Here is a 13,590-nt window from a genome sequence, read left to right as displayed (position 1 = left end):
TAGCTAGAATAGAGTTTCTTTTTTCATTATAAATGGGCAAGCGGTGTTGTGCCAATATTTACAAGAACAATTAATAGTTGTTGTTGGCTAAAAAATCGCATCATACACTGATGTACCAAATTATATAAATGCTATGATCCCATATTCACAATTGAACTACGAAAACGCCTTAAAGCAATTAAAAAGAACACGGTACCAATTACCAATAACCATGCAAACGAAGTCCAAACTACACTTAAGCCAGCACCTCGATACAATATTGCCTGTCCTAATTCAACAAAATGCGTTGTTGGGGCAAACATCATAATATTTTGCACAATTTCTGGCATACTTTCGCGCGGAGTACTCCCCCCTGATAGCATTTGTAATGGTAACAAAATTAAAATAAGTAACATTGCGAATTGCGCAGTAGATTTTGCTACGGTTGCCATAAAGATACCAAGTGACGTTGTCACAAAAAGATGTAGCGCTGCACCAATCAAAAATAAAGCTACCGAACCAGCAATTGGTACATTTAGCCAACTATGAACAACAAGTAACAACGCTACCCAAGTTGATATTAATACCACAAGTCCCATTGACCATACTTTGGATATCATAATTTCAAAAGGAGTAACAGGCATGGCAAGAAGATGGTCAATCGTACCATGTTCACGCTCTTTCATTAAAGCAGCACCAGTTAAAATAATAGATAATGTTGTCACAATATTGATAATTTCCATGACAGAACCAAACCAAGATCGCGTTAAATTAGGATTAAAGGCGGTATGCACTTGTATATTAACTGGCAAATTTGTTACCTTACTGTAACGGTTGACATATTCAGTCACTTCACCAGTAATAATTTGTGTTATATAACCATTTCCGACAAACGCTTGCCCCATTCTTGTTGCATCAATATTGAGTTGAATTTCTGGATTTTGATTATTTAGCACATCACGCTGAAAATTAGGCGGAATATTTAAAGCAAACGTATAATTATCTGTATCCATACCACGATCGACATCATCCATTGAATATAATTTAACAGGAGTATTAAACATTGGCGGATAAAAGGCTGTAATAATTTGTCTTGATAAGGGTGAGTTATCTTCATCAACAACGGCAATCGAGGCATGATGTAACGAGTCAGAAGTTGCCGTTGCAGCAATATAAATATCAAAGGTAAAGCAATAGGCAATTAATAGCAACATGATAGGATCACGCAATAACCCCCATAACTCTTTAATCCCTAAGCGATAAATATTAATTAAACTTTGCATAATATCTATCCCTCTTGCTTTTTAAGGAGAAAAATACTGGCACCCAATACAATAGGGATTGTGATCAATAAAGCAAATATTGAATTATGCAGATCGATAAAACCAAGCGCTTTATTAAACACACCACGAGCAATAATTAGCATATGCGTTGTTGGATAAACCTCGCCAATATAACGGCCACCGCCTTCTAGAGATGCGACAGGGTTGAGCAATCCTGAAAATTGAATTGCTGGTAACATTGTCCCTACGCAAGTTAAAAAGATAACGGCAATTTGGCTACGGGTGACAGTCGAAGCCAACAAGCCAAAACCCGTTGAAATAATGCAGTAAGCAAATGCAGCTAGGCACAAAGTAAACAAACTTCCTTTTACAGGCACAGCAAAAATGGTGATTGCCATAAATAACAATAATAAAAAGCTAAACATAGAAATAATGATATAAGGCACTTGTTTGCCTAGCAAAAACTCAGCTTTAGTTACTGGTGTTACATATAAATTGATAATCGAACCCATCTCTTTTTCACGCACGACCGATAAAGCTGCCAGCATTGATGGAATCATTAATAATAAAATAGGTATTACCGCCGGCACCATAGAAGGTAAGCTTTTAATATCAGGATTATAACGGTATCTTGTTTCTATATTTGCCAAGCTAGTTGAGGATTTTCCTGTTACTTCTTTTACTTTTTCACTTAACCAAGCAAGATGCATGCCTTGCACATAGCCTTTGATTGTTTCGGCACGTAGTGGCATTGCCCCATCAATCCAAATGGCAATATCAACGGGATCGCCTCGTTGTATGTCACGACCAAAATTTGGTGGAATTTCAATCGCTAAAGCAATGTCATTACTGCGCAACCGCGCATCCATATCGTTATAATCAGTGATAGGTGCCCTTTCAATAAAATAACGTTTAGAGCCTGACAAATTTAGAGTATAATTTTGGCTGATTACACTTTGATCGCGATCAAGCACAGCAAAACGCAGATCTTCAACATCCATCGTAATGCCATATCCCATAACCAACATTAAAATTGCTGAGCCTAATAACGCTAATAATGCTCGCAAAGGATCACGAGATAATTCAAGAGTCTCACGCCATAGACAACCTATCATACGGGTAAGACTAAATCCTTGAAGGTGATGATTTAGTATGGTTTTTGTTGCTTGATTGAGTATTTCTTTTGGCGGTTCAACAGAGCGTTCTTCTGCATTACTATCATCAGCCCCTGCATCAACAAGATAACGAATAAAGGCCGCCTCTAATGTTTTAGCATTTTTGGAGCTGATAATGTTATCTGGCGTATCACTTGCTAATACTTTACCCGCATGCATTAATGAAATTCGATCGCATCTTGCGGCCTCATTCATAAAGTGAGTTGTGATAAATACCGTTACTTTATCTTTTCTAGAAAGTTCGATAATTAAACGCCAAAAATCATCGCGAGCAATGGGGTCAACGCCTGATGTTGGTTCATCAAGGATAAGAATTTGCGGATTATGCACAACGGCAACTGACAATGAAAGCCGTTGCTTTACCCCTAAAGGTAAACTATCGGGCAGATTTTGTGCGTCTTGTTCTAAACCAAAACGTTTCAGTAATTCTTCAACGCGAGCGGAAATTTTACTTTCTTCAATACCAAACAGACGCGCATGTAGAACTAAATTTTGTTTGACTGTTAACTCACTATATAAAGAAAATGCTTGAGACATATATCCTAAATGACGCCTAACATTAATATCACTGGCATCAACCGGTTTACCAAATAACCATGCCTCACCTGATGAAATCGGTAATAAACCCGTTAACATTTTCATGGTGGTTGATTTACCACAGCCATTTGAGCCTAAAAAACCAAATATTTCACCTTGTTTAATTGAAAAATTAACATGATCAACTGCAATAAAATTACCAAACTGTTTAGTTAAATCTTTTGCTTCTATGGCTGTTTGCAAATCTTTATTAAGATCTAAAGGTGGAATTTCGACAGTTTGATAACCTTGTCTAGCGTTTTCTGGCATGAGCTGAATAAATGCATCATCTAAATTATTTTTTCCTGTTTTAGCTAGTAATGATTTTGGTGTGCCAGTTTCAAGAATTTTACCGCCATACATCGCAACTAACCAATCAAAGTTTTGGGCTTCATCCATATAGGCGGTTGCCACAATCACACTCATTTGCGGTCTTTGTTTACGAATTTTGTTAATTAACTGCCAAAATTGGGCTCTGGAAAGTGGATCAACCCCCGTTGTGGGTTCATCAAGAATTAACAAATCCGGATCATGAATTAACGCAGAACATAAGCTAACCTTTTGCTTCATACCACCAGATAGTCGCCCTGCCGGTCTTGATAAAAATGGATATAATCCAGTACTACGCGTTAATTCATCAATACGGCGACGACGCTCAACCGCATCATTACCAAACAAACGAGCAAAAAATTGCAAATTTTCTTCAACAGATAAAGTCGGATAAAGGTTTTTACCTAACCCTTGAGGCATATAAGCAATGCGTGTACAAACATTTTTACGGTGCGACTTATCTTTCATATCTCCATCTAAAACATACACTAATCCTTCTTGAATAACATGCGCACCAGCGATCAGCGATAATAAACTCGATTTACCCACGCCATCAGGCCCAATAAAGCCCACCATGCATCGAGGTGGAATGGCTAAATTAATATTATTGAGCGCACAATTTTTTTTGTAATGCAGTGTGACATTGCTTACTTTTACCACTGCATCATCAATGGATTTAGCTTCGTTTAATAAAACCAAATTTTTATTGTCTGAATCTGACATTTGCTATCTCCAATTATTCGGTTGGACATTTTGCAATATCAGATAAACCAGCAGGCCATGGCGTTTTAGGGTCAAGTTTAACCCAAGCCACACCTGGTAAACCAGTTTTAACTTGAGTAATATAGCATTTTAATAATTCAGGGCTTAATTGTGCTTTAACTCTAAACATCAATTTTTGACGTTCATCTTTTGTTTCAACGGTTTTTGGCGTAAATTGGGCAACGCTTGAAACAAACGAAATTTTAGCTGAAATCGCTTTATCTGGTAACGCATCTAAAATAAGCCTGACTTCATCACCAATAGCCACCTTACCCGCAACAGTTTCAGGTAAAAAGAAAGTTAAATAAACATCATATAAATTAACTAAATTTAGTACTTTACCACCCGATGGTAAAACTTCACCTAACTGAGCAATACGATATTGGATACGACCATCAACAGGCGCTATTAAAGTACTATCATCAATATCAGCTTGAATTTGTCTTATATTAGCGCTGGCAACATTAATAGCGGCTTTAGCACTATCAACACCGGCCTTAGCAACAGCAATAGCAGCATCTGCCGCTGTAACTTGAGATTTTGCTGAATCTAACGCTGCTTTAGCACTATTAAATTTAGCGGTATCATCATCAAATTGTTGGATGGACAATGCACCTTTTTGATAAAGCGCAGTAGTTCTCTGTAAATGTTTAGATGCAATATCTAAGTCACTTTCACGTTGACTTACACCGGATTGAGCGGAGACTTTATCGCTCATTTTTAATTCAACTTGTGATTGAGCACTAGCCTCATTACTGATTGCTTGCCCATATTGCGCTTGTGCTTCGTTTAATTGTGCCTGTAAGGTGTCAGTCTGCATAACCACAAGTGGTTGGCCAGCTTTAACAAAATCGCCTTCATCAACATTAATTTTTTCAATTCTACCAGCTAATTTAGCTGAAATATTAATTTCGGTTGCTTCAATGCGTCCATTACCACTAGCAAAATTCGAACCATAGCCATCTGTCTTCAATTGTTGCCATAAAATAAAAATAATAGCAATAATAACAACTGCAATAACAATCCATTTCCTGCTTATATTTTTCATATAATACCTTATTTTTTAAAACGATTTATGGAAAATCTTAACGAAATAACAAATCGTTAAAGGTTATTTGACTGTATTGGTTAGATAGTATCAAATGTTTATGGCAAATAATATCTGTTCATAAAACAATCGCAATAAAAGCTAAAAAATTAAGCAGGATGGTTTTATATTTTATTTATAGATTTGAAATTAATAACATCACTATATTATGCAATAAAGCTGATATGCTCATTACAACTTGATAAGTTATTTATAATAAATGACTTATTATTTTATATTTTCAAATAATTTATTAACAATATAAGGATGTAAAATAGCAACGGGTAACATATATAATTTCCCCCAAATATTGTGATTTTTAACTGATGCAATTAAATATACTGTATTTTTACTTATGTCATTACCTTTATCTACAACACGAATACAAACACATACATCTAAATGGCAATCTTTTACAACTAATGTCAGTTTATCGTTGGTTTCCTCTGTTATGGTAAAAAAATCAGCCATATTGATTTCGTCTGGTTGATGCTTATTTTCCGCAGAACTATCAAATCCATTAATCGCTTTGACACCGATTAATTTCACTAAACAATCCCTTATTTTAAAAAGTATTTTTAGCCATCTAGGTTGATAAGATGTCATCATTTTATAAGCTTCATAGGCTGTCAATTTTTTAGAAATATCTTTTTTTTGACAATCTAAATAATCAATTTCTTCTGCAATAAAGCTTACATTATCAGGTAATGTTTGCCGTACTTTTATGATATTGTTTTGTTTATTTTTCATATAATTATTCCCCTTCCTCCTATTATATAAAATGCTTATCTAAAACATGAATAAAAGTCATAAAAAACACCACATTCAACAAATTTAGCAGTCAATTTAACTCATAATCAGCTAACTATACATTAGTTAATGTACATATTGAATACTATCAAAACATAAAACATTAATTGAAACAAAGTGGTTAGTTGTATGCAAAAAATAATGTAAATGGTATGCTTATAACATTATTAAAAGTATATCTTCGATTTGTCATTTAAAGGTGCATTTATGACGCTACCATCTTTTTTAACACTATATAATGAATTAATTTCAACACCTACAATTAGTAACGTTACTAATGAGGAATTAGATTATTCTAACAAACCACTTATCGATAAGTTAGCCAGTTGGTTTGAAGATTTAGGTTTTGTTATTGATATCCAACCCGTTCCTAATACTCGCCATAAATATAATATGTTAGCTACTTATTCAAACAGCGAAAATAAAACACAAGGCGGGTTATTGTTAAGTGGACACAGTGATACTGTTCCGTTTGACGATGGGCAGTGGACTAAAGATCCTTTTAAACTAACCGAAGAAAATAATAAGCTGTATGGACTTGGTACCGCCGATATGAAAGGATTTTTTGCCTTTATTTTAGATGCTCTGCGTGATATTGATCTTAAAAAGTTAACTAAACCCATTTATATCCTTGTCACTGCCGATGAAGAAACATCAATGGCTGGTGCGGCATTTTTTGCTAGGAATACCAAGCTATTGCCTGACTGCACTATCATTGGTGAACCAACATCGTTAATCCCAATTCGTGCGCATAAAGGATTTATCTCTAATTCCATTAAAGTAATTGGTAAATCAGGACATTCGAGCGATCCCGATAAAGGTATTAACGCTATCGAAGTGATGAATTTAGTCATTGAACGCTTGTTAGTACTAAAACAAAAATTTAAAGAACAATATCATAATGACGGGTTCAGCGTACCTTACCCTACCCTAAATTTAGGTGTTATTCATGGTGGCGATGCAGCCAATCGTATTTGTGGTTGTTGTGAGCTTGTGATTGATATTCGTGTATTGCCCGATAACAATGTTGATTCACTTTATCATGCGCTTTGTGAAGCACTACAACCCGTTATGGATAAATACCCAAATCGAATCGAGATACAGTATGAAGTTGCGCCAATTCCGGGATACGAATGTAAAAAAGATCATCCGGCATTACAGCATATTGAAAAATTAGTCGGTCATAGTGCCGAAACGGTTAACTATAGCACCGAAGCACCATACTTAAATCAAATCTCGCCGACCATTGTATTAGGGCCGGGATCAATCGAACAAGCACATCAACCGGATGAGTTTATTTCCATGGACTTTTTAAAACCAACCAAAGTAGCTATAGAAAGGCTAATTAAGGATTTTTGTCTTTAGTCAATTATCTCAATCCGCCGATAACTTCGGCGAAGTTTAATAAAAAAATTTGATTAATTAAACGTGAAAGGATGCAAAATCGGTAGCGATTTCAGTATTAACAAAGACACTTTTTGCTTCATTAACTAACTTTTTATTATCATTCAAACTATATCTAGGGCTTATATGAGTCATAATAAGCCGCTTGGCCTTGGCTTGTTTGGCAATGGTTGCGGCATGAATGGTTGTAGAATGCCCACGTTCGAGTGCTTTATCTTTTAGTGCGTTTTCTTGTGTTGCTTCATGAACAAGCAAATCCACATCATTAGCAAGCTCAATCGATGCTTGACAAGGTATGGTATCACCTAAAATAGCCAGCTTTTTGCCTTTTTTTACTTTACTTTGATAATCAACTCCACGAATAATGCGCCCATCATCTAAAGTTACCGTTTTACCTTTTTTTAGATCACTATAATAAGAACCAGCCTGAATATTAGCTTGCTTTAATTTATCGATATCAAGCTGAGCTGGTAGATCTTTTTCAATAATACGATAACCAAAACACGGCACACGATGTTTTAGCAGTTTAGCTTCAACTTGAAACTGATTATCTTCAAAAACAATGCCATTTTCTTCAAGTTCAATAATATTGAGCGGATAGGTTAACCAAGAATAGCTAATTTCAATAACTGTTTCGACAAGCTGTTTAATTCCTTTCGGAGCAATCAATGTTAAAGGTGATTGATTTTGCATCAAAGAACGGGATGTTAAAACACCCGGTAGCCCAAATACATGATCACCATGTAAATGCGTTAAAAAAATGATCTCAAGTTTAGCAAGGCTAAATTTGGCTTTTTGCATTTGCATCTGAGTTGTCTCGCCACAATCAAAAAGCCATAACTTACCCCTCTCTTGTCTCAGATCAAGTACCATACTACTTACATTGCGCTCTGCTGTTGGGGAACCAGCACTTGTCCCTAAGAAAGTTAAATTCATAAAGATTTAAACATTTTTACGCTCAATAGTTTGCTCACCCCAGAACAACTTATCGGCTTTGGTTTTAGAAAACGCGAGTTTCAACACTTCATCACTACCTTCCGACCAAATTTGTTCGGCAAGTTTTTCATCATGGTTAGCTAGCTCAAAAATCGCCTCTGCAATTTCAATCGAGGTTTCACGAACAGAAGCCCAAGATTTAATATCATGTATTTCTTTTTTATCGATGTTCATTTTGCTACTCCTTTGGATTGAATTAGATGTAAAATAAACCTATTTATTGCAAAATACAATAGGCTCTATACGTTATGATAACAATTATTTCTCCAGCAAAAACTTTGGATTACCAATCACCATTATTAACCCAAAATCATACATTACCTCAATTTATTAACTCAACTAAAATACTCATTGAAGATTGCCAAAAATTAAGTATTGAGAATTTGGCTAATTTAATGTCTATTAGCGAAAAATTAGCCGAACTCAATTATGAACGATTCAAAAATTGGCATAGTGATTTTAATCTTGAAAATGCAAGACAAGCCATACTTGCTTTTAAAGGTGATGTTTACGAAGGATTACATGTTGAAGATTTTACTGATAAAGATCTACAGTTTGCACAATCTCATTTAAGAATATTATCAGGTCTTTATGGTATTTTAAGACCACTTGACCTAATTCAACCTTATCGTTTAGAAATGGGGATCCGCTTAAAAAATGGCGATAATACTAATCTTTATCAATTTTGGGGCGATAAATTAACTCAACACCTTAATAGCGAATTAGCCAAATCATCACATCGCACATTAATCAATTTAGCCTCAAACGAATATTTCAAAGCGATCAAACCAAAACAATTAAACGCAACTATTATTCAGCCCATCTTTTTAGATCAAAGCAAAGATACTTATAAAGTTATCAGTTTTTATGCTAAAAAAGCACGCGGACTGATGAGTCGATACATTATAAAAAATTGCATTGAAAAGAGTGACGATATTAAAAGTTTTAATCTAGAAGGCTATCAATTTGATTCAAAACGCTCAACTGACTTAGAATGGTACTTCATACGCAATCATCAATAACATAATAACAATGGAATTTCTTACTACATTATGGGCGCAGTTTTTATCTACCCTGCCCCTTTTTATGCTAATTTTATTGGGTTTTTTAGCGGTTAAACTAGGTCGTTGGCAAAAAACAGTCACCGATAGCTTAACCAAATTTACCTTTTATATTGCATTTCCCATCATGCTGTTTCAGATCATGAGCCATTTTTCTGAACATTCGCAAATCGATATAAAACTGTTATTCGTCTTTTTTGGTGGATCCTTTATCGTATTTGCAATTGGCTGCTTAATTGCATCAAAAATATTTAAGTTAAATGGCTCAGAAAGCACAATATTTGCTATGGGTAGTATTTACACCAATACAGTGTTTGTTGGTATTCCTATTATTAAAATGTTATTAGGCGATGATGCCATCCCCATTGTTGCCATTGTCGTTATCTTTAATGCATTAATTTTATGGACGCTTGCGACGGTTTCTATTGAATTTGTGCAAATGGGGAAATTTTCAACTAAAGGGATTGTTAAAGCCTTTAAAAATGTTTCAAAAAATCCCATTATTATTGGAATTTTTACAGGCATTGTAGTGAATTTTATTGGTTTACCGTTACCTAACTTTATCGATAAATCAACCAAAATGGTGAGTGAGATGACCGCCCCTCTTTCATTAATTGTTCTAGGAATGGGACTGGCTGAATATAAAATTTGCGATAAACTTTTAATTACAACAGCTATCTGTGCATTAAAATTGACAGTGTTACCTGTTGTTACTTATATTTTAGGCAAACTTATCGGACTACCAACTTTAGAATTGCAAGTGGTGGTATTACTCAGTTCAGTTTCAATTGCGATAAATTGTTATATGATGGCAAGGCAGTTTGAAGTGTTGCAAGGCCCTATTGCTTCTAGTTTGCTAATATCAACGACGCTGTCTTCTATCACAACGCCATTGATTTTATCTATTATGTTGCAGTTACCTTTTGCTTAATATTGATTGAGTATCATTTAATACGTTTAAACTTATTATGCAAAATTAAGGCAAAAATAATAACTGTACAACCAATTAAAAATCTTCCCCAATCAATGGATTGATGCCAAATCACCGCATTCACCAAAATCCCTGTTGGGATAACCGCATTATTCATAATAGCCAAAGTGCCCGAATCCACTTTGGTTGCACCATAATTCCATAAAAAGTAACACACACCAGAAGCCACTATTCCAAGCCAAATAATAATTCCCCATTGCAAACTAGTTGTTGGTAATTTTGATGCATCACCAAACAACAGCCAGCCTAAAATAGCAACAACCACAGCCCCTAAATAAACCCACGCAAAAGCTTGATGTTGGGGCATTGGATAAACTTCCATAATCCTTTTATATCCTACTTGACCTAATGCAAAAACGATATTAGCACCCTGGATCAATAAAAAACCAATAATAAAATTAGCACTAATATGATCATAGCGAATAATAGCTGCGCCAATTACCGCAATAATTGCCATTAAAAGATAGCTAAGCCTTAATGGATGATGCTGCAATAAATCATAAATAACTGTGACATAAATTGGTGTAAAAATAGTAAATAACAGGACTTCAGGCACCAAAATATATTGAAAAGAATTATAATAAAAAAAGTACATAATCCCTAATTGACATGCCCCCACTCCCATTAAAAGCAACATCTGCTTAAAACGAATATTTTTAAAACGTAAAAATGGAATAAAAGTCATAAAGGCAAATAGCACTCGCATTACAACAGCAAACCAAGCATCAACTTGTCCACTTAAATAAACCGCAATAAAACTAAATGAGAATGACCAAATAATTGTCACAAAAATAAGATAAAGCATAATTGATGAATATAAAAAATAACTAGATATAGATCGTATCAATTGGCTTAACACTTGTAAACTTTATATCATAAAAATTGATTACTATGATAAAATAATTGACAATCTGTAGGGATTGCTAGCGCTATATACAGTAATTTGAGAAACCATGGTAATGAACATGCATAAAAAACAATTCAATAAATAAAATTAAAATGTTATAGATAAAAATTAACTAACGTAGCCTCTTTGGTGAAAATCCAAAACGTTGTTTAAAGTAAAAAGCAAAACGAGAGCCTGATTCATATCCCACTTCTTGGGCAATTTGTAGGATCGTTTTTTGGGTAGTTTGTAACAGCATTAAACCAAAATTCATTCTTATATCTAAGATAATTTTGGATAAATTATATCCTTCTAAAGCAAGATGTCGCCGTAAAGTTGATTCGCTCATAGCAAATTGTTTAGCAATTTCTGCTGCCTGCCACTTTTTGTCTGGCTGCTGGTTAATAATTTCGCGAATTTTTTGGCTAATTTTCGGGTTATTATTCAGGGGAAAATACACACCAAATGCAGATAATCTGATTAATAATTCAATAAATAAATGTTTAACAAGATTAGAATTGCATTGATTATGTTTCAATAATTCTGTTTTAATCTGTATTAATCGAGTAATAAAAGTTTCAGGTAATATTGTTTCAACTTTAATTTTTTTAAGAATTTGACTACTCTGATAAAGATGAGATAAAGCAAATTGGTCTAGTAACTGTGCATGCCAAGAATAACAGATGGCTTGATAATCCTTATCATCAATATAAAAATTATTGATATTCATTAAATTACCTGCTGGAATTAGGACTAATTGACCTGTTTTTACCTTAAAATATTCGCCCTCACATTCAATCTGTTTTTCGCCATTTATGACATAGACAATCATTGGATCATTGCTTTGAATCTGCTTTAGGGTTTGATTACAACGTTGTGTTATATAAGTCACTCGACCAATTGAAGCAAAATCCATAATCCTAATAGCCTATTAACCAATATCAACGTGAGTAGGAGTAAATCATATCTGCCTTCGCTATTTGATGCGAATTAGCAATAAAACCAATTAGAGCTGGTGTGGTTTGTTCATCAACCTCAATGTGATCAATGTCTAGTGCATAAAGTGTAAATTGATATCGATGAGTCGAATTTAGCGGAGGACATGGACCACCGTAATTTATCACGCCAAAATCATTACGTACTAACCTACTTCCTTTAGGTAATAAATTGGGATTATTTCCTGCTGATTGTTTAATAAACGACGTTTGTACAGGAATATTAACAATCACCCAATGCCACCAACCAGAACCCGTTGGTGCATCAGGATCATACATAGTTAATACTAAACTTTTTGTCGCTTTGGGTAGATTTTGCCATGAAATTTGCGGGGATATATTTTCGCCTTGGCAACCAAATTGATTGGATATAAATCGAGCAGTAAACCCGCTATCGACAAGATCAGTGCTAGTTAATTGTAATTGTGCCGCATAACTGCAACTTGTACTCAATAATAATGTACTATAAATAATGGTTTTCGCTTTGTAAAAAATACGCATGTTAGCCTCTTTTGACTATTAAATAAAAGCCATCATAAGGAATTTTCAATCTATAATCAGCACAAATTAGCTTAAATATGACACAAATTCGATTAATATTATCATTCTCTTGCGACTAATACTCGTTCAACAGTATCAACAATGGCTTGAGTTTGTGAGTCAATTTCAATGTTGACTTTGTCCTATACTTTTTTTCATCTAAAGTTGATACCAAACCTTTACCTTTACTTAAGAATGAAACGAAACAACAAACTAAAGACTATTTATTCGTTGGTATCGATGATTTTTCACGTAAGCTCTATGCGATCATTTACTCCGATAAATCCCAATTTAGCTCAGCACTATTTTTTACAAAATGATGTGTTAGCCCAATGTCCTTATACCATTGAATGTATTTATTCCGATAATGGGCGTGAATATCAAGATACATGTGAATACCTATTTGTTAAAACATGTAATAATCATCCTATCAATCAAAAATTTACAAAACCTGCCTGCCAGCAAACGAATAGAAAAGCAGAAAGAGTCATACGAACTTTAATGGCGATGTGGCATAATCTGCAAATATTCGAAGATTCAAAAGATAGACAACAAAAACTTAAGCGATTTATTAACTATTATAATATGGTTAAACCGCATAAAGCGATTTCAGAGAAAACGTCTTATGAGTTTTAGAGGATTATGTTAATTATGAAGTGTAAACATCACGAAATTTTCCTATACTTTACAATATATTAATAATTAAATTAAATAT

13 protein-coding genes and 1 pseudogene are annotated in these 13,590 nt (G+C 34.3%); 4 read left to right on the top strand and 10 right to left on the bottom strand.

Features of this window, described 5'->3' with window-relative positions:
- Positions 1–131 precede the first annotated feature (131 nt).
- From GA0061081_RS02540 to GA0061081_RS02525, 4 genes are all read right to left on the bottom strand, one after another.
- Entirely contained in the window at positions 132–1,262 is a 1,131-nt protein-coding gene (locus GA0061081_RS02540; RefSeq protein ID WP_091346798.1) for an ABC transporter permease, read from the bottom strand.
- Between the two features lie 5 nt (positions 1,263–1,267).
- On the bottom strand, positions 1,268–4,066 hold the full coding sequence (rbbA, locus tag GA0061081_RS02535; protein WP_091346796.1) for a ribosome-associated ATPase/putative transporter RbbA: 2,799 nt from the start codon (positions 4,064–4,066) through the stop codon (positions 1,268–1,270).
- 13 nt (positions 4,067–4,079) lie between these two features.
- Entirely contained in the window at positions 4,080–5,153 is a 1,074-nt protein-coding gene (locus GA0061081_RS02530) for an HlyD family secretion protein (protein WP_091346795.1), read from the bottom strand.
- A 267-nt stretch (positions 5,154–5,420) separates the two neighbouring features.
- Positions 5,421–5,942 carry a DUF2867 domain-containing protein gene (locus GA0061081_RS02525; RefSeq protein WP_091346793.1) on the bottom strand — a complete coding sequence of 174 codons (522 nt, stop codon included), beginning with the start codon at positions 5,940–5,942 and terminating at the stop codon, positions 5,421–5,423.
- A 267-nt stretch (positions 5,943–6,209) separates the two neighbouring features.
- Here GA0061081_RS02525 and argE point away from each other — a divergent pair, with 267 nt between their 5' ends.
- The gene (gene argE, locus GA0061081_RS02520; protein WP_091346792.1) at positions 6,210–7,367 is read left to right on the top strand and encodes an acetylornithine deacetylase; all 1,158 of its coding nucleotides are present in this window, start codon (positions 6,210–6,212) and stop codon (positions 7,365–7,367) included.
- Positions 7,368–7,424: 57 nt separating this feature from the next.
- Here argE and rnz read toward each other — a convergent pair whose 3' ends face one another.
- Together rnz and GA0061081_RS02510 are read right to left on the bottom strand one after the other, a co-directional pair.
- Entirely contained in the window at positions 7,425–8,342 is a 918-nt protein-coding gene (gene rnz / locus GA0061081_RS02515; protein ID WP_091346790.1) for a ribonuclease Z, read from the bottom strand.
- A gap of 6 nt (positions 8,343–8,348) precedes the next feature.
- Positions 8,349–8,576 (bottom strand): YccJ family protein, encoded by a 228-nt coding sequence (locus GA0061081_RS02510; protein ID WP_085247933.1) that lies wholly within the window; start codon positions 8,574–8,576, stop codon positions 8,349–8,351.
- A 74-nt stretch (positions 8,577–8,650) separates the two neighbouring features.
- Between GA0061081_RS02510 and yaaA the strand changes: the two genes are divergently transcribed.
- Together yaaA and GA0061081_RS02500 are read left to right on the top strand one after the other, a co-directional pair.
- Positions 8,651–9,424 carry a peroxide stress protein YaaA gene (gene yaaA, locus GA0061081_RS02505; RefSeq protein WP_091346788.1) on the top strand — a complete coding sequence of 258 codons (774 nt, stop codon included), beginning with the start codon at positions 8,651–8,653 and terminating at the stop codon, positions 9,422–9,424.
- A 10-nt stretch (positions 9,425–9,434) separates the two neighbouring features.
- Positions 9,435–10,394 (top strand): AEC family transporter, encoded by a 960-nt coding sequence (locus GA0061081_RS02500; protein WP_091346786.1) that lies wholly within the window; start codon positions 9,435–9,437, stop codon positions 10,392–10,394.
- Between the two features lie 13 nt (positions 10,395–10,407).
- On the opposite strand, the gene GA0061081_RS02495 is transcribed toward GA0061081_RS02500, so the two are convergent.
- From GA0061081_RS02495 to GA0061081_RS11265, 4 genes and pseudogenes are all read right to left on the bottom strand, one after another.
- Positions 10,408–11,259, bottom strand: coding sequence for a carboxylate/amino acid/amine transporter (locus GA0061081_RS02495; protein ID WP_091346785.1), 852 nt, complete (start codon positions 11,257–11,259; stop codon positions 10,408–10,410).
- Positions 11,260–11,473: 214 nt separating this feature from the next.
- Complete coding sequence (locus GA0061081_RS02490; RefSeq protein ID WP_091346783.1) at positions 11,474–12,256, bottom strand: AraC family transcriptional regulator; 783 nt, start codon at positions 12,254–12,256, stop codon at positions 11,474–11,476.
- Positions 12,257–12,281: 25 nt separating this feature from the next.
- Positions 12,282–12,836 (bottom strand): YbhB/YbcL family Raf kinase inhibitor-like protein, encoded by a 555-nt coding sequence (locus GA0061081_RS02485; protein ID WP_091346782.1) that lies wholly within the window; start codon positions 12,834–12,836, stop codon positions 12,282–12,284.
- A gap of 101 nt (positions 12,837–12,937) precedes the next feature.
- A pseudogene (locus GA0061081_RS11265) lies at positions 12,938–13,009 on the bottom strand (riboflavin synthase); the annotation flags it as partial.
- Between the two features lie 127 nt (positions 13,010–13,136).
- Here GA0061081_RS11265 and GA0061081_RS02480 point away from each other — a divergent pair.
- Positions 13,137–13,511 (top strand): integrase core domain-containing protein, encoded by a 375-nt coding sequence (locus GA0061081_RS02480; RefSeq protein WP_174786708.1) that lies wholly within the window; start codon positions 13,137–13,139, stop codon positions 13,509–13,511.
- Positions 13,512–13,590 lie beyond the last annotated feature (79 nt).

The sequence above is a fragment of the Gilliamella bombicola genome (genome assembly GCF_900094945.1).
Lineage (GTDB): Bacteria > Pseudomonadota > Gammaproteobacteria > Enterobacterales > Orbaceae > Gilliamella > Gilliamella bombicola.
The sequence above is the reverse complement of the archived record's forward strand: the minus strand, read 5'-3'. Positions and strand labels throughout refer to the sequence as shown.